Source organism: Acinetobacter sp. AS23, from assembly GCF_023612055.1.
Classification (GTDB): domain Bacteria; phylum Pseudomonadota; class Gammaproteobacteria; order Pseudomonadales; family Moraxellaceae; genus Acinetobacter; species Acinetobacter oleivorans.
The window spans coordinates 2,217,179-2,235,938 of sequence record NZ_CP082274.1 but is presented as its reverse complement, the minus strand read 5'-3'; the positions used below and the strand labels follow the sequence as shown (position 1 = coordinate 2,235,938).

The window sequence follows — 18,760 nt, the reverse complement described above, 5'->3', positions numbered from 1 at the left end:
AGTTTATAAGTGGCTACACTTAACCCTTCAAAAATCTCAGCTTGTTTTAGATTTTATTGCAAATGAATACACAACGTGAACAATTGATATATACATGGCTTACATCTGTTCTTAAAAATGATCAATTTAAGATCGCTTTTTTAGCAGGTGATGCAAGCTTCCGACGTTATGCGCGTATCCAGTTACAAAATAAAACGTATATGCTTATGGATGCCCCTCCAGAAAAAGAAGACTGTGTTCCGTTTGTGACCATTGACGAATTTTTTGCAGGCCATGGTGTACGCGTACCGCAGATCGTCGCGAAAGATTTGGCTCAAGGTTTTCTGCTATTGGAAGATTTTGGTGATGTACTGTTGTCTACATTATTAAATGATGAAACAGTCGATAAATACTATGAACAAAGTTTTAAACAACTTATTCAATTGCAATCTATTGATGGGACTAACCAGTTTCCAGCTTATTCCTACGAAAAATTAATGTCGGAAATGCAGTTGCTCACAGACTGGATGTTGCCATCGCTTGCTATTCAGCCGACTGCTGAGCAGAAAAAAACGATTGATGATGCATTTGATTTCTTGGCTCGTGCCGCAGTAGCCCAACCACAAGTTATTGTACATCGAGATTTTCACAGTCGTAATCTGATGAAAATTGAAAATGAACTAGAGCTTGGGGTAATTGATTTTCAGGATGCTGTTATTGGGGCTGATACATATGACTTAATTTCGATTACTCGTGATGCATATGTTCAATGGAATGCTGAGCATGTTTATCAATGGTTTAGAACCTTTTATGACTTATTGCCTGAGTCTGCCAAACAGAACCGCAGTTTTGAGCAATTCAAGCGTGATGCAGATTTAATGGCTATTCAGCGCCATATTAAAATTCTTGGCATTTTTGTTCGTTTGTTTGAGCGTGATGGTAAGTCTGGATACTTAAAAGACTTGCCGCGAGTCATGTGGTATTTACTCGAAGAAAGTCGTGGTTACGCTGAACTTGAAGAATTTATGGTATTTATAAATAACGTAGTCATACCTAAATTTATCGAGAAATATGGTAGCTATGAGGTGGCAGCATAATGAAAGCAATGATTCTTGCTGCTGGCTTGGGTAATCGTATGCGTCCACTTACGCTATATACACCAAAGCCTCTGCTTGAGGTGGGCGGTAAGCCTCTAATTGTGTGGCATATTGAAAAACTTAAGAAAATTGGTGTAACTGAAATCGTCATCAATTCTGCATGGTTGGCAGATAAACTCATCGGTAGCTTAGGTGATGGTTCGCAATTTGGTGTGGATATCCGTTGGACACGAGAGGATGAGGGGCTAGAAACAGCTGGTGGAATTATTAATGCTTTGCCACTACTTGGAACAGATCCGTTTATTCTGGTGAATGGAGATGTATGGACCACAATGGATTTTGAAGTTTTACCCCATATTAAGTTAAATGATGATTTAGCACATCTTGTATTGGTTGATAACCCTAAACAGCATCCTGAAGGTGACTTTACATTATTGGATGGACGCGCTTTTACATTCGATCAAGATGTGACAGGTGAGAACCTCACTTTTAGTGGTGTATCTGTTATCCATCCTAAGCTTTTTGATGGATTGGAACCTGGTAAACGTCCTTTAGCTCCACTCTTGAAGCAAGCGATGCACAATCAAAAAATATCTGGTGAAAAGCTTAAAGGTGCATGGGTCGATGTGGGAACGCCTGAGCGTTTAATGGAGCTAGATTTGCAAATTCGTGAAGGCTTCTACGATTAAGTGTGTAATCCCTAATCGTTAACTAGTGTTCCACGATGCATAAATGGGTATACTTTGTTTTAAATTTTACTTAGATGTTATCTGTTTATGCATCCGTTTTTTCAAGAGTTACAACAGGGTAGTCAAAAATTAGGTTTATCGCTTAGCGATGAAGCTTTGGCATTATTGTTAAAGTATCAAGATGCTTTGGTACTTTGGAATAAAGCATATAATCTGACAGCAATTCGTGATCCGAAAGAAATGTTAGTGAAGCATTTGTTGGATAGTCTAAGTATTTTAAATGACTTACCTGAAGGTAGACTACTTGATGTGGGTACAGGTGGTGGAATGCCTGGCATGATTATTGCTCTTTGTCAGCCACAACGCCAATGTGTTCTTTTAGATTCTAATGGTAAAAAAATTCGTTTTTTGAAGCAATTTATTGCTGATCTAAAATTGAGTAACGTTGTGGCAGTGCAAACACGTGTTGAGAATCAAGATACAATTGATGAGCTTGGCCAGTTTGACGTCATAACAAGTCGAGCTTTTGCTTCTTTAACGGACTTTGTAGATGCAGCTCAGCCATATCTTCATCAGAGCAGTATAATCGCAGCGATGAAAGGTGTAGTGCCAGTTGAGGAAATTGAGCAGCTCAAGCAGGACTTTTCATGTAAAGTGATTGAACTGCGCGTACCAAGACTTGATGAACAACGTCATTTACTTTTACTTCAACGTATCTAAATAAAAAGTATTAAGGTTACCATGGCTCAAATTATTGCGATTGCAAACCAAAAGGGTGGTGTTGGTAAAACAACGACTGCAGTAAATCTTGCAGCGTCTCTAGCTGTATTAAAAAAACGTGTATTACTTGTAGATATGGATTCACAAGGTAATGCTACGATGGGGTCTGGTATTCAAAAGAACGATCTTTTGTATTCAATTACAGATGTTCTTCTTGGCGAAGTTCCAATTGAAACAGCCATTCAAAAAGCAGAAGTTGGATATAAAGTTCTAGGCTCAAATCGTGAGCTTTCAGGTGTAGAGCTCGCTATCGCAGAGCAGGAAGGTCGTGAATACATTCTAAAGAATGCTTTGAATGAAATCAGAAACTCATTTGACTATATCATTGTGGATTGTGCTCCAAGCTTGAGTTTGATTACTGTCAATGCTTTGGCGGCTGTAGATAGTGTAATTATTCCCATGCAATGTGAATATTATGCGCTAGAGGGTTTGGCTGATTTAACTCAGACTATTGATCGTATTCAAAAAGCACTCAATCCTGATTTAGAAATTATTGGTGTATTACGTACGATGTACGATGCACGAAATGCTTTAACACGTGATGTGTCTGCAGAACTAGAGCAATATTTTGGCAAGAAACTTTATGATACTGTTGTTCCACGAAATGTCCGCTTAGCAGAAGCACCAGCACACGGTTTACCTGTTATCTATTTCGAAAAAAGTTCTAAAGGTGCAGTTGCATACTTAAATCTTGCAGCTGAGATGTTAAAGAGAAGTAAAGTGAAGAAAGGAAGTAAAGTATGAGCATCAAAAAACGCGGATTGGCTAAAGGACGTGGTTTAGATGCATTACTTGGTTCAATTCAAAAAGAAAAACTACAACTGGAAGCGCAGGCGTTAGACCACGGACAGTTAAAGCAAATTGATGTGAATTTACTGAAACGTGGTGAATATCAACCACGTCGTTTTATTCATGAACATGATTTACAAGAGTTAGCATCTTCCATTGAAAAACATGGCGTGATGCAGCCTATTGTAATCCGTCCAGTTGATGATGAAACACATCCATATGAAATCATTGCCGGTGAGCGTCGTTGGCGTGCAGCTCAACTTGCGGGCTTAACCGAAATTCCTGCAATTGTTCGTGATTTAAATGATCAGGTTGCAATTGCATTAGCGTTAATTGAAAACATTCAGCGTCAAGATTTAAATCCAATTGATCAAGCAATAGCTCTACAACGCTTTCATGATGAATTTGGTTTAAGTCATCAGGAAATTGCCGACACAGTTGGTAAAGCACGCACCACTGTCAGTAATCTACTGCGCTTATTGAGTTTAGCTGATGATATTAAAGATTTCATGCAGCAAGGGCAGCTTGATATGGGGCATGCTCGAGCAATTTTGACATTGAAAGGTAAAGATCAATTAGAAGTTGCTAAAATTGTAATCGAGAAAGGATTGTCCGTTCGTCAAACAGAGCAATTGGTGCGTGATAGAAGTGAGCCTAAGCAGGAAAAGGAAAAAGCGCCTGTAGCACCAGATATTGAGCAATTGACACAAAAATTATCAGAGCGTTTTGGCGCTAATGTAAAAATTGATCATAACCAAAAAGGTAAGGGTAAACTTGTTATTCATTATCATACCTTGGATGAGTTAGATGGCATTTTAAATATTTGCTTGCCAGAATAATTTGCAGTTGGGTCATGTATTTCTAATTTTATATTCTTGGGGAAGAACATATGTGGGAACTTGTGAGAGCGGGTGGCTGGTTGATGCTGCCCTTAATTCTATGCTCAATTTTAACTGTTGCGATCAGTATTGAACGTTTTGTTCGGTTAAGACGTTCACAAGTTCTACCCGAAGCATTAAGCGGTAAGAGCTCTTTAAGAGCTGAAGATATAGTGGAAAGTTTAGAACAAAATGTAGAAGTGCAAAATAGTGCATTGGGACACATTTTAAAAGCAGGCTTTGAGCATCGCGAACATGGTGAGCAATTTGCTCGCGCGCAAATGGAAGTTGCTGCTTCTCAAGAAATTTCCTATTTAGAAAAAAATATTAATTTCTTGGGCACTTTAAGTGCTGTAGCGCCGTTACTCGGATTGCTTGGCACTGTGGTGGGAATTATTGAGTCATTTCTTGTGATTGATTTTGGATCGGCTGGTAGTCCAAGTTTAATGATCCCTGGTATCTCTAAAGCATTAATTACCACGGCTGTTGGAATGTTAATTGCAATTCCTGCTCTAATTGCTTATCGGTATTTCCAAAGAGTAGTGCAAGATTATATTGCTGAATTAGAACAGCAATCGACCTTGTTTCATGCTTCATTGTTCTATAAACGTTCTTCGTCTGTAGCTGAACACCGCCGTGTTGGTTAAGAGGTGGACGCCAAATGAAGTTTAAACGTTCTCAAGTTGAAGACATTCATATCAATTTAACGCCTATGATTGACTGTTTGTTATTCATTTTGGTTTTTTTATTGCTGTCGACCACTTTTAATCAGCCAAGTCGCATCAATTTAACATTACCAGATGCACAAGGTGTTCCACCAAAACAGTACGATCATAAAATTGAAGTCGTGGTAGACTCTGCTGGTCATTATGCTGTGAATGGTCAAGCGCTTTCATCTAAAGAGGTTGCTGATCTGAGTACTGCAATTAAGCAAGTTGCTCAAGAGCACCGTGACTTTATGTTCATCATTGCTGCGGATGCCAAAGCGTCTCATCAGGATGTTATTCGCGTTATGGATGTGGCAGGACAACTCGGTTTTGTTAACATCAATATTAGTACCAAAGTTCCTTCTAGAGGTTTTTCTGAGTGAATCAAGATTTTAAGGTTTATACGCGTCTCTTAGCCTATTTAAAACCTTATTGGGGCGTGGCCTTATTAGTACTTATCGGGTTCGGTATTAACTCAGCAACAGAAGTTTCCGTTGCTAAATTGATTAAATTTATTATTGATGCAATCCAAAACAGTAGTAGAGCAGATTTGGATTGGTTCCCGTTATTAATTATTTTATTAGTATTCTTCCGCGGCTTAGGCCTATTTATGGGCGGCTACTATACTGCTGTGATTTCCCGTAGTTTAGTTTTTAGTATTCGTCAGGAAGTTTACGCCAAACTTTTAAGACTCCCAGCACAATATTACTTAGATAACTCATCTGGCCATATTACTGCCAAAATTATGTATAACGTTGAACAGCTAACAGCTGCTTCTTCAGAATCATTAAGAACCATTGTTAGGGATGGGATGATTACTATTGGACTATTAGGCTATCTGTTCTATACCAATTGGCGTCTTACCTTATGCGTTTTTGTGTTTTTACCAGTAATTGGTGTATTGGTACGTAAAGCTTCGAAACGTATGCGAAAGCTTTCGTTACAAGTTCAAGATACGATGGGTGATGTGAACCATGTTGTCCAAGAAAGTATTAATGGTAATGCTGTAGTAAAAACTTTTGCTGGTGAAGAATCTGAACAAAAACGTTTCTATAAGTCATCGGAAGAGAACTTAAAACGTGGTTTAAAAATGGTGATTGTACAAAACCTGAATAGTCCTGTTGTTCAGGTGGTAATGGCTTGTGCTATGGCCCTTATTGTATGGTTAGCTTTGCGACCTCAGATTTTAGGTAATACAAGTGCTGGTGAATTTGTAGCCTATCTTACCGCTGCTGGTCTATTAGCAAAACCAGTTAAAAGCTTGACTGATGTTAATGAAAAGTTACAACGTGGTTTAGCAGCAGCTCATTCTGTTTTTGAATTACTAGATTTACCTGAAGAGCAAAATAATGGTCAATTGAAGCCTAAATTAAATGGTGCAATCCGTTTTGATCATGTGACATTAAATTATGCTGATGGTGTAGCAGCTATTAAAGATTTTTCTTTAGATATTCTCCCAGGTCAAACAGTAGCATTGGTTGGTCGTTCAGGAGCTGGTAAAAGTTCATTAGTGAATATGTTGGTACGTTTTCAAGAAGTATCGAGTGGACAAATCTATTTAGATGATTTGCCAATTAATAATATTGAACTTTCTTGTCTGCGCACGCAAATTGCAATGGTAAATCAACAGGTTATATTGTTTAACCGTACTGTTCGTGAAAATATTGCATATGGTCAGTTGGAAGGCGCATCAGATGAAAAAATCTATGCAGCGGCAAAAGCAGCCTATGCACATGACTTCATTATGAATTTGCCAAATGGTTACGATACTGTTTTAGGCGCACAAGGTTTAAATCTATCGGGTGGCCAGCGTCAACGAATTGCAATTGCTCGAGCAATCTTAAAGAATGCTCCAATTCTAATTTTAGATGAAGCTACAAGTGCTCTCGATAATGAATCTGAACATTTTATTCAGCAAGCATTTGATGAAGCGATGCAAGACCGTACAACGATCGTTATTGCACACCGTTTATCAACAATTGAAAATGCTGATCGTATTGTAGTGATGGATCAAGGGCAAATCGTTGAGCAAGGTACTCATAAAGAGCTTCTTGAGAAACATGGTGCTTATTATCAATTACATCAGCGTAATTTTGAGGATAACTAAGCATGTCATTGGCCCAGCTGATCCAGAATGCATGGAATAAGCAATCAAGTTGGTTGATTGCTTTACGTCCATTATCTTGTTTGTATCGTGCTGGGTTTCTATTAAATCGTAATTTTTATACTGCGGGTTTAAAGAAAGTTTATAAGGCACCTGTACCTGTCATGGTGATTGGTAATATTACTGTAGGTGGAAGTGGCAAAACCCCATTATTAATACAACTGGTGAATTATCTACAACAGCATAATGTCAAAGTTGGGGTCATTAGCCGTGGATATGGTGGTATAGGTCCTTTTCCAATGTTGGTTACTTCGGGTGCTCAAGCAACTCAGGTTGGAGATGAGCCTGCATTAATTGTTCAATCGACAAGTGTACCAATGGCAGTGGGGCCTAATAGGCAGGCTGCAATAGAACTTTTATTAGCATCAACATCAGTAGATTTAATTATTAGTGATGATGGTTTGCAGCATTGGGCATTGGGACGACAAATCGAGTGGATTGTACTTGACCAAAATCGAGGCTTAGGAAATCAAAAACTATTACCTGAAGGATATTTGAGAGAGCCAGTTGAGCGTTTAGAAACTGGAACAGTAATTGCACATGCTTATAAACCAACTACAAAATTAAATATGCATCTTGAGACTGGGCAGCCATATTTACTCAATCCTTCGCCAAGGGACGAACACCGTTTTAATCCTCAAAGTAATTATCACGCTGTAGTGGGTATTGGCTTTCCACAGCGTTTTTATCAAACACTTAAAGATTTAGGCCTGAAACAATTTCAAGAACATGCGTTTCGCGACCATCATGATTACTCAATCGATGATTTAATTTTTAATGATGAACTGCCACTTATTACAACTGAAAAAGATGCGGTTAAATTATTGCCATTGCTTGAAAAATATCCAGAATTTAAACAGCCTATTTGGGTTGTTCCTGTTAAAGCTATCCTGTCTGTAGAGTGTTATCAGGTTTTAAAGCAGCAACTGCAACAACTTGATATCCAATTATCTTAGGAAGAAAAAATGAAACACATCGTCATTCCAGCACGCTTCTCAAGTTCGCGTTTGCCAGGTAAACCATTGTTGCTTATTCATGACCGTCCTATGATTTTACGCGTAGTGGATCAAGCCAAAAAAGTCGAGGGTTTTGATGATCTATGTGTGGCAACAGATGATGAACGTATTGCTGAGATTTGTCGTGCAGATGGTGTAGATGTTGTTCTTACAAGTCCTGATCATCCATCAGGAACAGACCGATTAAGTGAAGTTGCGCGTATAAAAGGTTGGGATGCTAATGACATTATTGTAAATGTTCAGGGAGATGAACCTTTATTGCCAGCCCAACTTGTTAAGCAAGTTGCAAAACTTTTGGTTGATAAACCAAATTGTTCAATGTCGACGTTGTGCGAGCCTATTCATACCTTAGATGAATTTCAGCGCGATAGTATTGTAAAAGTAGTCATGTCTAAACAAAATGAAGCCTTATATTTTAGCCGAGCAACTATTCCTTATGATCGGGATGGAGCTAAACATGATGAACCGACTTTACATACACAAGCATTTCGTCATTTAGGTTTATATGCGTATCGAGTGAGCTTATTACAAGAATATGTGAATTGGGATATGGGTAAGCTTGAAAAATTAGAAAGTCTTGAACAATTACGTGTTTTAGAAAATGGACATCGTATTGCGATTGCTGTTGCTCAAGCAAATTTACCACCTGGTGTAGATACTCAAGCTGATCTTGATCGCTTAAATAATATGCCAGTCGAATCTTTTGAATAAGCGTTAATTTTTAATGAATCCGAATGTAACTTCAAAGATTTATCCTTGGCAGAAAACAACTTGGGACACCTTAACAACAAGGTTTCCCAATATTGGACATGGTCTGTTATTTTATGGCAAGGAAGGCTGTGGGAAACATGCTTTTGCTAAGCATTTCTTGGCTTGGGTGCTTTGTCTAAATAAGCAGCCTCATGGTGCTTGTGGTGAGTGTAGCAGCTGCCAATGGTTAAAATCGGATACTCATCCAAATTATGTCCATATCACAACAGATGAAGAAAATAAAAAGCAAAATGCAAAAATAAAAATCGAAAAGATTCGAGATTTACTGCCTTTTGTGCAACAAACAGGAGAGGGTTGGCGCGTTATTCTTATTGAACCTGCTGAAGCTCTTAACTTGGCATCTTCAAATGCGTTATTAAAAACCTTAGAAGAACCAGGTGAGCGTGTTGTTTTAATTTTATTGGCCGATCACTACCTTAAATTACCAGCTACTATTCGTAGCCGATTGCAGCACTTTGCTTTAGATCGCATTTCATATGAGCAGGCTACTTCATATTTGAATGAGCATTTATCTGAACTTGCAGAAGTACAACCTGATTTATTGCTTGGTCTATCTAATGATATGCCTTTACAAGCCATAGAAATTGCAAAAAGTGATTGGTTTACTAAACGACAGATTTTCTTAAATGATTGGCTAAAAATTGTAGCTCAAAAAAATATGCCTTTATTTTTCTCAGGAAAATGGCAAAAAGAATTAAGTTTTAGCGATTTTATCGTACTTTTTGAGTACTTGTTGGGAGATTTAATTTGTGTCAAGCTAAATCAACCGCAGAAAAATACAGATTTAGATTTTGATCAATTAATTCCATATTACGATTTGGAAAGCTTATTCAATATTTATAGTGAACTACAACAAGCAAAAAAGCTTGTTGAGCAAAATGTACAAAGTCAACTTATTATAGATCAATTGTTTATAACGTTAATGAATATTTAAGGGGAAGATTATGCAGCCACAAATGGGGGGGATTATTCAGGTAAATATTCCTGATAGAGCTACTTTACAAGCAAGCTATATGGGATATGTGCAAGGTGGAGGCCTATTTGTGCCATCAAAACAAAAAGTAAAAATGGGACAAGAAATTTTCATTTTAGCTACTTTGCCTGAGCAGTCTCAAAAAATTCCTCTTACGGGTAAGGTGATTTGGATATCGCACAAGCAGAGTGGATTTAAACCTCAAGGTTTTGCTATTCAATTAAGTGGAGATAAGGGAATTTACTATAAAGCTGAGGCAGAAAGAGTTTTGGCTGGTAGTATGTCTCTAGATCGTCCAAGTTATACCATGTAATTAAATAGGATAGAAAAGTGTTTGTTGATACGCATTGCCATTTAACGATGTTAGATTTAACGCCTTATAACGGCGATCTGGACCTTGCGCTTGCAGCAGCGCGAGCAGAAGGTGTGTCTAAATTTATGGCAATATCCGTTGATCTTGATGACCACATTGCACTAGCAGAGATTGCAAAGAGACATGAAGACGTTGGTTATACGGTAGGTGTTCATCCTTGTGAAGATGTCGATACGATAGCTCGTGCCACGACCGAATACTTGATTGAATTGGCTCAGTCGAAAAAAGTATGGGCTCTGGGTGAAACGGGACTGGACTACTACCACAGTACAGATTTTGTTGAAGAGCAAAAGGCATGTTTTGCAAGACATATCCAAGCTTCGAAAACTGTAAAAAAACCGGTTGTCGTTCATACGCGTTCAGCAAAGCATGATACGGTAGATATTATTCGTGCTGAAAACTCCACTCATGGAATTTTGCATTGTTTTACCGAAGATTGGGAAACAGCAAAGGCTGTTTTGGATTGTGGTTATTACATTTCTTTTTCAGGTATTGTGTCATTTAAAAATGCACAAGACTTGCGTGATGTAGTTAAACAAGTGCCATTAGATCGGCTTTTAATTGAAACAGATAGCCCTTATTTAGCACCTGTTCCATACCGTGGAAAAACAAATGAACCAAAATATGTACCTTATGTAGCCAAAGCACTCAGCGATGTATATGATAAATCGGTTGAGGAAATTGCAATGATCACCTCACAAAATTTTGAGAACTTGCTAAAAGCGATTTAAGTTATAGAAACTATATAAGAGAGTAATTGCGTGAAGATGGATCGTCAGGCTCAGTTCCGAGCAAGAGAAGTATTAATATTTCAGGTTGCGGAGCAATTATTGCTAGAAAATGGCGAAGCCGGAATGACACTTGATGTCTTGGCTGCTGAGCTTGATTTAGCAAAAGGAACTTTGTACAAACACTTTCAAAGTAAAGATGAATTGTACATGCTGTTGATTATTCGTAATGAACGTATGTTACTCGAAATGGTTCAAGATACTGAAAAGGCCTTTCCAGAACATTTGGCCTTTTTTATGCTGCATCATTTACACCATCCTGAACGGACAGTTTTATTTCATCAAATTGAGGAAAAACTTTCGATTACAGCTCAAGGTGTGCATCACCTTTTTAATGAGCTTTATCAAGTGCGTAAACAGCGATTACGAATTATCATTCGCATGACAGATCACTATTTAGAATCGATTCAAAGCAATATGACAACTCGAGATTATCTGGCTTCTATTTGGTCGTTAACTCATGGTGCAGCAGCTATTCTCAACTCAAGTTTTTACCAACGCTATTTAGGTTCACGGGACACCTTAAGAGTGGCTTATATTGATCAGGCATTAGCCTTACCTAAACAAACTGCTGAACAATATGCTTAATAGGTCGATATGAAATCTCAATCACCGCCTAAATCACAAAAAGGTTTTACCCTCATTGAAGTGATGGTAGTGATTGTTATTATGACGATTATGACCTCTCTTGTGGTACTTAATATAGGTGGCGTTGACCAAAAGAAAGCGATGCAAGCAAGAGAGTTGTTTTTGCTTGATGCACATAAAATTGGTAAAGAGTCACTTGATCAGTCTCGTGTTTTAGCCCTATCTACTATGAGTGAAACTGATGTTTCTCCATTTTCTTATGAGCTGTATGAATACCACGATCAGAGTAAATTACAGGTACAAGATTTAAAAAATCGTTGGCAGAAATACCCAGAATTTACTACACGCCAATTGCCTAAACATGTATCGTTTACAGTACAACCTCTAGATGGTCAAACCTATTCAAAAGCTACAAATACAGATTTAATTGGTGGGCAGGCTCCGCAGTTAATCTGGTTTGGAAATGGTGAAGCTAAAACAGTTAAAATACAGTTTTACTTTGAACAAAAACCAATTGGTTCAGAAATACAGATTGATCATTTGGGTAAAATAAATGAAATCTAAAGGCTTTACTCTATTAGAGGTAATGGTAGCTTTAGCAATTTTTGCGGTAGCTGCCGTCGCGTTAACTAAAGTGGCCATGCAATATACCCAATCTACCTCAAATGCAATTCTTAGAACAAAAGCTCAGTTTGTAGCAATGAATGAAGTTGCCTTAATGGAGATAAATCAAGAGTGGCTTCAAGGTACTCAAAGTAAGCAAGTTACTTCTCAAGGTGAAATCTGGCAGATTGATAAATCTGCTGAATCTACAGTCAGCCCTAATGTTCAGAAAGTAGATTTGCAAATTAGCTTATATGATTCTGATAAAGGGAAAGTTCAAAATGGTATTACCCACTTGGTATTTTTTAATTATCCAATGAAAGCAAAATAATGATAAAAAATAAATATCTTCGCTCGAGAAGTCCAGTTTCTCATCTTGCTGCACGATCGGAGCAGATGATGAGAGGTTACTCCGAGCACAGCTCTTCGTCTTGCGCTCAGACAAAGCTTCGCTTTGTTAATCCTCGCTCAGGATTTACTTTAGTTGAGCTTTTAGTCGCAATTGCAATTTTTGCTGTTCTATCTTTGTTGGGTTGGAAGATTTTTGATTATTTATTAAAAGTCCGTGATCGTAATGCACAACACGAAGTGCAGTTATTTGAATTACAAGATGCTTATCAACAAATTTTACGTGATACGTTGCAAATTATACCTTTATCGGCTAATCAAGGCGGGCAACTACGTCCAGCTTTAGAACTTGATAATCAAGTTCTTCACTTTAGCAAGGCAGGTGTTACGGACCCCTTAAAGCAAGGGTTATCACCTTTTGAGCGTATCGAATATCGATATGATCCTGATCAAAAAAAGCTTTATCGTCTTAAGTATAGTAATTTAAATACTTCAAACAGAGAGCAACCACTATCAAGTACGCTGTTGAGCCAAGTTGAACAATTTCAAATTATGGTACTCACGCCTCAAGAAGTGACAAAGTGGCCAGAAATTAATATTGATCCTACAAAACCTGAAGAATTTAGAAAGTTGCCGAAAGGAATAAAAATACAACTCACAGTTGCTGGTGTAAGTTATGAGTGGATTTATAGCTTAAATCAAGGTGATTTATCGCTCTCCAATAAAGGAGTGGGATAGTGTTGCATTATAAAAAAAGCCAGCAAGGCGTTGCTTTGCTCACCATTCTAATTATGGTTGCTTTGGCTACAATTTTAGCTGCTTCTATTGCAAAGCATCAAACTAATACCATGGAAAATACTGGCTATTTGATGCGTCAAAATCAGTCATTACTGTATGCAAAAAGTGCAGAGGCCTTTTTTTCTGAATTATTAATTCAAGATGCAAACAATGCAGGTGGCGTTGATCATTTAAAAGAAACATGGGCACAGCCGATGCCACCTTTTCCAATAGAAGATGGATCAGTATCAGGACGTTTATTGGATGAGTCAGGCAAATTTAACCTAAACAATTTGACGACGAATGAAGGTAAGGTAAACGAAGCTGCTAAAAATTGGTTTGAGCGACTACTTATACGTGTAGGCTTGCCAGCAGAATTAAGTCAAGCAGTCATCGATTGGCAAGATTCAGATGACGAACCATCTGGGCCTATGGGTGCTGAAAGCAGTTATTATGAAGGTCTTGATCCTAGCTATTTAGCTTCAAATGCTAAATTTCATCGTATTGAAGAGCTAAAATTAGTAAGAGGGTTTGAAGGTAAGAAATATGATTTAATTGCTCCTTATATTTCTGCATTACCTGAAAATACAAAAGTGAATATTAATACCGCCTCGCCATTAGTTTTGGCGAGTATTGATCCAAAATTAGATTTAGGGGCGGTAGAAAAAGAGCTTCAGATGCGTCAACAAAATTTAAAATTCTTTCAAAATGTTGATGAATTATGGCAATTGAATGCTTTTTCAACAGTCGACACTCAAAAGAGAACTGAGGTGAATAGCTTGTTAGATGTGAAGTCGAGTTTTTTTCAAGCACAAATTGAGGTCGTGCTAAATAATCGAAAAAGACAATTTACAAGTGCACTAATGCGTAATGATAAGCAGGTTTATGTTTATTCTAGAAATATGTCACCATTTAACTAATTGAAAAGTTTTGAATTATTTATTTTTATCATGTTGTTAAAAAGTCATAGTTAGAAACTTCTCTAATGACAAAATAAAATGAAGATAAATTTTCTATATATTTATCTTCAATATTTCTTCACAAGTCTTATCATACTTTTCGCTAATTGTTTCTAATTGAAAAGTGGTGCGAAGTTTTCGTCTTTTGCTTTATAATAATGTTCCTAGAAGGAATGATCGATTTGGCACATGTTAATTCGTAAGTTATTTAAGTTTGAAAATGCACATGTTGTACGAAACTGTACATCGGATCGTTGTAAGCGATCAATTCATGGACATAGCTATAAAGTCGAATTATTGCTTAAAGCTTCGAAATTAGATCATGGACAAATGGTTTATGATTTTGGGCTTCTAAAAGGGGTAATAAAAGACCTTATTGACAGCTTTGATCATGCAATCTGTTTTTGGGAAAAAGATGATTCTCAATACATTGATGCTTGTCAGACTTTTAGTGCTCGTTGGATTTCTTTACCTGTTTCACCTTCGGCTGAACAGTTTTCACGTATTTTCTTTTATCTAGCTCAGCAAGTTTTACAATCAACCATCACTCAAAATGGGGAAGGTGATGTTGAGGTTTATTCAGTGATTGTTCATGAGACTGATACTGGATATGCACAAAGCTTTATTGAAGATATTCAAAATGAACAAATGGGGATTTTAAGTCTCGATGGAATTGTTTTTTCAGAACAAATTCAGATAGAGTGGGCAAATCCTCAAATGTATGAAGACTTGAAAAATGGGATTAAATTTAATAATCCTCAAGTTGATTTACAAGTCGAAGTATAAGTCGAATTACTTACAGTATTTGTAGAATTGAAAATTGATCTAGGATGACATTAATGCAATTAACTGAGCAACAGCAAGATAAACTCAGTAAAGTTCAATTAGAAGAAAGCTGGAAACTATCTTTAGCGCCTTTTTTGTTAAGCCCTCAAATGGATAATTTGCGCGATTTCTTATTTCAAGAGAAACAAGCACAAAAAATAATATATCCACCGAGTAAACAAATCTTTAGTGCTCTAAATACGACACCATTGGCTGATGTGAAGGTCGTTATTCTTGGACAAGATCCATATCATGGACCAAACCAAGCAAATGGATTAAGTTTCTCCGTTCAAAAAGGTATTGCATTACCACCATCTTTACGTAATATTTTTCATGAATTACATACAGATTTGGGTATTCCAGCTCCTCGTCATGGCGACTTAACGAAATGGGCTATGCAAGGCGTACTTTTACTGAACAGTGTGCTTACTGTTGAAGCTGGGCAGCCAACCTCACATCAAAAGCAAGGTTGGGAAGCATTTACTGATGAAGTCATTGATGTCCTGAATGAGCAAAGAGAACATATAGTATTTATTTTGTGGGGTGCTTATGCACAGCGCAAAGGACAACGTATAAATAGAGATAAACACTTGGTTTTAACCGCTGCACATCCATCGCCCCTTGCTGCAAACAGAGGTGGTTTTTTTGGATGTAAAGTGTTCTCAAAAACAAATCAATATTTGAAACAACATGGCATTGAGCCCATAGACTGGCAATTGGACGCATGATGAACTCTCCCAATCTAAATAACTATCACCCGGACTTGGTGGTCGAAGAAGCAAAAAACGGCTGGCGTATAGTACGTTTGAATCGTCCTAAATCATTGCATGCTTTAGATGAATCAATCGTAACGGCATTATTACGAGTATTTGAAGATTTCCGTGATGATGAGAGCGTTAAAGCAATTTGGTTAGATTCAACTACACCAAAAGCTTTTTGTGCAGGTGGTGATGTTAGAAAATTACGTCAACTTGTTATAAATCAAGAAGTAGACACGGCGAATAAGTTTTTCCAGCAAGAATATGCTTTGGATTTACTCTTACATAATTATGCTAAGCCTGTAGTTGTTTGGGGCGAAGGTTATGTTATGGGTGGTGGTTTGGGCTTGTTTATGGCAGCACCATTCCGTCTAGTAACTCCATATTCTCGTTTAGCAATGCCTGAAATTAATATTGGTTTATATCCGGATGTAGGGGCGAGCCGCTTCTTGGCAGATCGTGGTCCAATAGGCTTGTTTACTGGTTTAACTGGTTCAATCATGACAGCCGCTGGCGCATATAGCATCGGTTGGGCTACACATATTTGTGAAGCACAGCGTGATAATGTTTTGCAAAAAGTTTTAAATATTAATTGGGCTCATTATCCTGCTGGGGATTTCCGCGCAATTGATGATACTTTAAATAGTTTGCATCGTCCGGTTGCTGCAGGTCCATTACAAAACTCACTTGATGTGATTCATAGCGTTTGCCGCGGTTTTAATTTTGAACAAGATTATCAAGCTATTGTGAGCTTGCGTGATGCGAGCAGTGATTGGTTACGCCAAGCGAGTGAGAACTTACAGAAAGGATCTCCTAGTACTGCGGCAATCACTTGGTTGCTGTGGCAATGGGGTAAACAGATACATTCTTGGGATGAGGTATTTGATCTTGAAGCTCAGATCTCTGAGTGGAAAATTCGTCATCCTGACTTTGTTGAAGGGGTTCGTGCACGGTTAGTTGATAAAGATTTATCACCAGAATGGAAACCATGTGAAGACTTAAGCTTAAGAGGCATATTAGCTGATTGTCCGCCAGTGACTTCAATAGATAGCTGGAATGCGTTACTTAGACAACACGGTGTGATCACCTAAATACATGACTGAATATAGTGATGAATATTGGATGCAGCTTGCTTACGAGCAAGCTGAATTAGCTGCACAACAGGGTGAAATTCCTGTCGGTGCGATTGTAGTAAGTCAAAATCGAGTGATTGGATCTGGCTATAATGCTCCAATTAGTTTGTTAGACCCAACTGCACATGCAGAAATTCAAGCTATCCGTGCAGCATGCTTATCATTAAATAATTATCGATTACCTGACGATGCGACTTTATATGTCACTCTTGAACCATGCACAATGTGTGTAGGTGCATTAGTACATGCAAGAATTAAACATGTGGTTTTTGGTACAACAGAACCGAAAGCGGGTTCATTGGTAAGTGCTCGTCAGTTACTACAAGATGGTTATTACAATCATCGATTTACCTTTCAACAAGGTTGTTTACAAGAAAAATGTGCCCAACAACTCAGTCATTTTTTTAAACAAAGACGCGAGCAAAAGAAACAAGAAAAACAACAGAAAACGTCCTTAAATGATTAAAAAGTAACACGAGTTTATGGCAAACTAACGCAATTTTACTGCCATGTTTTTTTAATAAGGAATATTCAATGCGTAATGTAATTACCGTAAAAAAAGAATTTAATGCTCCTCTTAGTGACGTATTTAATTTGCTTTCTAAACATGCAACTTACAATACTGCTTTTGCGCCATTACAAGTCGTACGTGTGAAAGACTCAGCAGATTCTAAAAGACCTGATGGTTTGGGTTCAGTTCGTCGTATGGGGTTTGGCCCAATCAAGCCAATCAAAGAAGAAATTACCTTGCTTGAAGAAAATAAAAGCATTGAATATAAATTAATAGACAATCCTTTGATTAAACACCATTTAGGTCGAATAGAGTTTTCTGAAATCACCCCATACATAACTTTAGTTACATATCGCATCGAGTTAACGGCAAAAGCTCCAGTGGTAAGTAAATTAATCCTTGCACAGCTAAAACTAGCCATTACACTAGGCTTTTCGAGATTAGCTAAAGCAGTTGCTTCTTAGTGAGAGTTCAATGACAGTTCAAATTATTACTATTGATGGTCCGAGTGGTTCGGGTAAAGGGACATTGGCGGCAAAACTTGCAGCATATTATCAATATCACTTACTCGATTCTGGTGCCTTATATCGTTTATTGGGGTTGTCATTACATAAACACGATTTATTAGAGAAATTAGACAGTCAACTCGACGAATGTATTCAATATGCACGTCAACTAGATATTAAATTTGAAACTTCCGCAACAGGTATTCTAGTTTTTCTAGATGGTGAAGATGTATCTCAAACAATTCGTACAGAACATGTGGGTGAATATGCATCGAAAGTTGCGGTAATTCCTGAACTTAGACAGGCATTATTTGAGAGGCAAAGAGCTTTTGCACAAAAACCTGGCTTAGTTGCAGATGGCCGTGATATGGCTACAGCTATTTTTCCAGAAGCAAATGCAAAAATTTATCTGACTGCTTCGGCTGAGTCGCGTGCTGAGAGAAGAGTAAAACAGTTGCAGGGCATGGGCCTAGATGCTAAAATAAACGACATTTTAGCTAATATACAGGCGCGTGACAAAAGAGATATGGAGCGAGAAGTTGCTCCGCTCAAGCCAGCCAAAGACGCTTATATCATTGATAGTTCGGAATTAACGATCGATCAGGTATTTAAGTTGATGGTTGATTATGTCGATAGCCGTACCATTTAGCAAATAGAATTATCAGTTGAAGCATAGCTTGATCAGTCTATAAAGACTATGTTGATACTTAACTAAACCGGCCTTGTCTGATCCAAGACCGCTGAATTT

24 protein-coding genes are annotated in these 18,760 nt (G+C 37.8%); all 24 read left to right on the top strand.

The features are described from left to right. Window positions 1–62: 62 nt before the first annotated feature. Window positions 63–1,076, top strand: coding sequence for an aminoglycoside phosphotransferase family protein (locus K6I41_RS10440; protein WP_013198091.1), 1,014 nt, complete (start codon window positions 63–65; stop codon window positions 1,074–1,076). Continuing rightward, a complete protein-coding gene (gene murU, locus K6I41_RS10435; protein WP_013198090.1) occupies window positions 1,076–1,765 on the top strand; it encodes an N-acetylmuramate alpha-1-phosphate uridylyltransferase MurU in 690 nt (229 codons plus the stop codon). The genes K6I41_RS10440 and murU overlap by 1 nt, the downstream gene beginning before the upstream one ends. A gap of 87 nt (window positions 1,766–1,852) precedes the next feature. After that, window positions 1,853–2,485: a 16S rRNA (guanine(527)-N(7))-methyltransferase RsmG gene (rsmG, locus tag K6I41_RS10430; protein ID WP_003651451.1), complete on the top strand. Its 633-nt coding sequence runs from the start codon at window positions 1,853–1,855 to the stop codon at window positions 2,483–2,485. A 21-nt stretch (window positions 2,486–2,506) separates the two neighbouring features. After that, window positions 2,507–3,289: a ParA family protein gene (locus K6I41_RS10425; protein ID WP_013198089.1), complete on the top strand. Its 783-nt coding sequence runs from the start codon at window positions 2,507–2,509 to the stop codon at window positions 3,287–3,289. Continuing rightward, window positions 3,286–4,173, top strand: coding sequence for a ParB/RepB/Spo0J family partition protein (locus K6I41_RS10420; RefSeq protein WP_005304694.1), 888 nt, complete (start codon window positions 3,286–3,288; stop codon window positions 4,171–4,173). The genes K6I41_RS10425 and K6I41_RS10420 overlap by 4 nt, the downstream gene beginning before the upstream one ends. Before the next feature lie 50 nt (window positions 4,174–4,223). Then, window positions 4,224–4,859: a MotA/TolQ/ExbB proton channel family protein gene (locus tag K6I41_RS10415; RefSeq protein ID WP_013198088.1), complete on the top strand. Its 636-nt coding sequence runs from the start codon at window positions 4,224–4,226 to the stop codon at window positions 4,857–4,859. Between the two features lie 14 nt (window positions 4,860–4,873). Then, window positions 4,874–5,302: an ExbD/TolR family protein gene (locus K6I41_RS10410; protein WP_004642621.1), complete on the top strand. Its 429-nt coding sequence runs from the start codon at window positions 4,874–4,876 to the stop codon at window positions 5,300–5,302. Further along, on the top strand, window positions 5,299–7,026 hold the full coding sequence (msbA, locus tag K6I41_RS10405) for a lipid A export permease/ATP-binding protein MsbA (protein WP_013198087.1): 1,728 nt from the start codon (window positions 5,299–5,301) through the stop codon (window positions 7,024–7,026). The genes K6I41_RS10410 and msbA overlap by 4 nt, the downstream gene beginning before the upstream one ends. Before the next feature lie 2 nt (window positions 7,027–7,028). Continuing rightward, window positions 7,029–8,039, top strand: coding sequence for a tetraacyldisaccharide 4'-kinase (lpxK, locus tag K6I41_RS10400; RefSeq protein ID WP_013198086.1), 1,011 nt, complete (start codon window positions 7,029–7,031; stop codon window positions 8,037–8,039). Between the two features lie 9 nt (window positions 8,040–8,048). Then, complete coding sequence (gene kdsB / locus K6I41_RS10395; RefSeq protein WP_199942173.1) at window positions 8,049–8,810, top strand: 3-deoxy-manno-octulosonate cytidylyltransferase; 762 nt, start codon at window positions 8,049–8,051, stop codon at window positions 8,808–8,810. A 13-nt stretch (window positions 8,811–8,823) separates the two neighbouring features. Next, a complete protein-coding gene (locus K6I41_RS10390) occupies window positions 8,824–9,804 on the top strand; it encodes a DNA polymerase III delta subunit-related protein (RefSeq protein ID WP_250374252.1) in 981 nt (326 codons plus the stop codon). 10 nt (window positions 9,805–9,814) lie between these two features. Beyond that, window positions 9,815–10,156: a PilZ domain-containing protein gene (locus K6I41_RS10385; protein ID WP_003651467.1), complete on the top strand. Its 342-nt coding sequence runs from the start codon at window positions 9,815–9,817 to the stop codon at window positions 10,154–10,156. Window positions 10,157–10,173: 17 nt separating this feature from the next. Beyond that, window positions 10,174–10,947, top strand: coding sequence for a TatD family hydrolase (locus K6I41_RS10380; protein ID WP_250374251.1), 774 nt, complete (start codon window positions 10,174–10,176; stop codon window positions 10,945–10,947). 36 nt (window positions 10,948–10,983) lie between these two features. After that, a complete protein-coding gene (locus tag K6I41_RS10375; protein WP_013198082.1) occupies window positions 10,984–11,592 on the top strand; it encodes a TetR/AcrR family transcriptional regulator in 609 nt (202 codons plus the stop codon). A gap of 9 nt (window positions 11,593–11,601) precedes the next feature. Then, window positions 11,602–12,156 (top strand): type II secretion system protein, encoded by a 555-nt coding sequence (locus K6I41_RS10370; RefSeq protein WP_005304714.1) that lies wholly within the window; start codon window positions 11,602–11,604, stop codon window positions 12,154–12,156. Then, a complete protein-coding gene (gspI, locus tag K6I41_RS10365) occupies window positions 12,146–12,526 on the top strand; it encodes a type II secretion system minor pseudopilin GspI (protein ID WP_250374250.1) in 381 nt (126 codons plus the stop codon). The genes K6I41_RS10370 and gspI overlap by 11 nt, the downstream gene beginning before the upstream one ends. Beyond that, on the top strand, window positions 12,526–13,281 hold the full coding sequence (gene gspJ, locus K6I41_RS10360) for a type II secretion system minor pseudopilin GspJ (RefSeq protein ID WP_250374249.1): 756 nt from the start codon (window positions 12,526–12,528) through the stop codon (window positions 13,279–13,281). Before gspI ends, gspJ begins: the two co-directional genes overlap by 1 nt. Beyond that, window positions 13,281–14,240 carry a type II secretion system minor pseudopilin GspK gene (gene gspK, locus K6I41_RS10355; RefSeq protein WP_250374248.1) on the top strand — a complete coding sequence of 320 codons (960 nt, stop codon included), beginning with the start codon at window positions 13,281–13,283 and terminating at the stop codon, window positions 14,238–14,240. Before gspJ ends, gspK begins: the two co-directional genes overlap by 1 nt. A 228-nt stretch (window positions 14,241–14,468) precedes the next feature. Next, window positions 14,469–15,065 carry a 6-pyruvoyl trahydropterin synthase family protein gene (locus K6I41_RS10350; RefSeq protein ID WP_004792725.1) on the top strand — a complete coding sequence of 199 codons (597 nt, stop codon included), beginning with the start codon at window positions 14,469–14,471 and terminating at the stop codon, window positions 15,063–15,065. A 53-nt stretch (window positions 15,066–15,118) separates the two neighbouring features. Then, the gene (ung, locus tag K6I41_RS10345; RefSeq protein WP_250374247.1) at window positions 15,119–15,832 is read left to right on the top strand and encodes a uracil-DNA glycosylase; all 714 of its coding nucleotides are present in this window, start codon (window positions 15,119–15,121) and stop codon (window positions 15,830–15,832) included. Further along, window positions 15,829–16,953, top strand: coding sequence for an enoyl-CoA hydratase/isomerase family protein (locus K6I41_RS10340; protein ID WP_111853773.1), 1,125 nt, complete (start codon window positions 15,829–15,831; stop codon window positions 16,951–16,953). Before ung ends, K6I41_RS10340 begins: the two co-directional genes overlap by 4 nt. 4 nt (window positions 16,954–16,957) lie before the next feature. Beyond that, complete coding sequence (gene tadA / locus K6I41_RS10335) at window positions 16,958–17,461, top strand: tRNA adenosine(34) deaminase TadA (RefSeq protein WP_004792719.1); 504 nt, start codon at window positions 16,958–16,960, stop codon at window positions 17,459–17,461. 68 nt (window positions 17,462–17,529) lie between these two features. Beyond that, complete coding sequence (locus K6I41_RS10330) at window positions 17,530–17,970, top strand: SRPBCC family protein (RefSeq protein WP_013198075.1); 441 nt, start codon at window positions 17,530–17,532, stop codon at window positions 17,968–17,970. A gap of 10 nt (window positions 17,971–17,980) precedes the next feature. Beyond that, window positions 17,981–18,661, top strand: coding sequence for a (d)CMP kinase (gene cmk / locus K6I41_RS10325; RefSeq protein WP_250374246.1), 681 nt, complete (start codon window positions 17,981–17,983; stop codon window positions 18,659–18,661). The last annotated feature ends 99 nt before the right edge of the window (window positions 18,662–18,760 follow it).

Bases quoted from the DNA above. Each gene is read 5' to 3' on its own strand.
- K6I41_RS10390 (WP_250374252.1), top strand. From the start codon at position 8,824: ATGAATCCGAATGTAACTTCAAAGATTTATCCTTGGCAGAAAACAACT.
- ung (WP_250374247.1), top strand. From the start codon at position 15,119: ATGCAATTAACTGAGCAACAGCAAGATAAACTCAGTAAAGTTCAATTA.
- rsmG (WP_003651451.1), top strand. From the start codon at position 1,853: ATGCATCCGTTTTTTCAAGAGTTACAACAGGGTAGTCAAAAATTAGGT.
- K6I41_RS10350 (WP_004792725.1), top strand. From the start codon at position 14,469: ATGTTAATTCGTAAGTTATTTAAGTTTGAAAATGCACATGTTGTACGA.
- gspJ (WP_250374249.1), top strand. From the start codon at position 12,526: ATGATAAAAAATAAATATCTTCGCTCGAGAAGTCCAGTTTCTCATCTT.
- K6I41_RS10440 (WP_013198091.1), top strand. From the start codon at position 63: ATGAATACACAACGTGAACAATTGATATATACATGGCTTACATCTGTT.
- K6I41_RS10385 (WP_003651467.1), top strand. From the start codon at position 9,815: ATGCAGCCACAAATGGGGGGGATTATTCAGGTAAATATTCCTGATAGA.
- tadA (WP_004792719.1), top strand. From the start codon at position 16,958: ATGACTGAATATAGTGATGAATATTGGATGCAGCTTGCTTACGAGCAA.
- cmk (WP_250374246.1), top strand. From the start codon at position 17,981: ATGACAGTTCAAATTATTACTATTGATGGTCCGAGTGGTTCGGGTAAA.
- K6I41_RS10340 (WP_111853773.1), top strand. From the start codon at position 15,829: ATGATGAACTCTCCCAATCTAAATAACTATCACCCGGACTTGGTGGTC.
- K6I41_RS10415 (WP_013198088.1), top strand. From the start codon at position 4,224: ATGTGGGAACTTGTGAGAGCGGGTGGCTGGTTGATGCTGCCCTTAATT.
- murU (WP_013198090.1), top strand. From the start codon at position 1,076: ATGAAAGCAATGATTCTTGCTGCTGGCTTGGGTAATCGTATGCGTCCA.
- K6I41_RS10370 (WP_005304714.1), top strand. From the start codon at position 11,602: ATGAAATCTCAATCACCGCCTAAATCACAAAAAGGTTTTACCCTCATT.
- K6I41_RS10375 (WP_013198082.1), top strand. From the start codon at position 10,984: ATGGATCGTCAGGCTCAGTTCCGAGCAAGAGAAGTATTAATATTTCAG.
- K6I41_RS10410 (WP_004642621.1), top strand. From the start codon at position 4,874: ATGAAGTTTAAACGTTCTCAAGTTGAAGACATTCATATCAATTTAACG.
- K6I41_RS10425 (WP_013198089.1), top strand. From the start codon at position 2,507: ATGGCTCAAATTATTGCGATTGCAAACCAAAAGGGTGGTGTTGGTAAA.
- K6I41_RS10330 (WP_013198075.1), top strand. From the start codon at position 17,530: ATGCGTAATGTAATTACCGTAAAAAAAGAATTTAATGCTCCTCTTAGT.
- gspI (WP_250374250.1), top strand. From the start codon at position 12,146: ATGAAATCTAAAGGCTTTACTCTATTAGAGGTAATGGTAGCTTTAGCA.
- lpxK (WP_013198086.1), top strand. From the start codon at position 7,029: ATGTCATTGGCCCAGCTGATCCAGAATGCATGGAATAAGCAATCAAGT.
- K6I41_RS10420 (WP_005304694.1), top strand. From the start codon at position 3,286: ATGAGCATCAAAAAACGCGGATTGGCTAAAGGACGTGGTTTAGATGCA.
- kdsB (WP_199942173.1), top strand. From the start codon at position 8,049: ATGAAACACATCGTCATTCCAGCACGCTTCTCAAGTTCGCGTTTGCCA.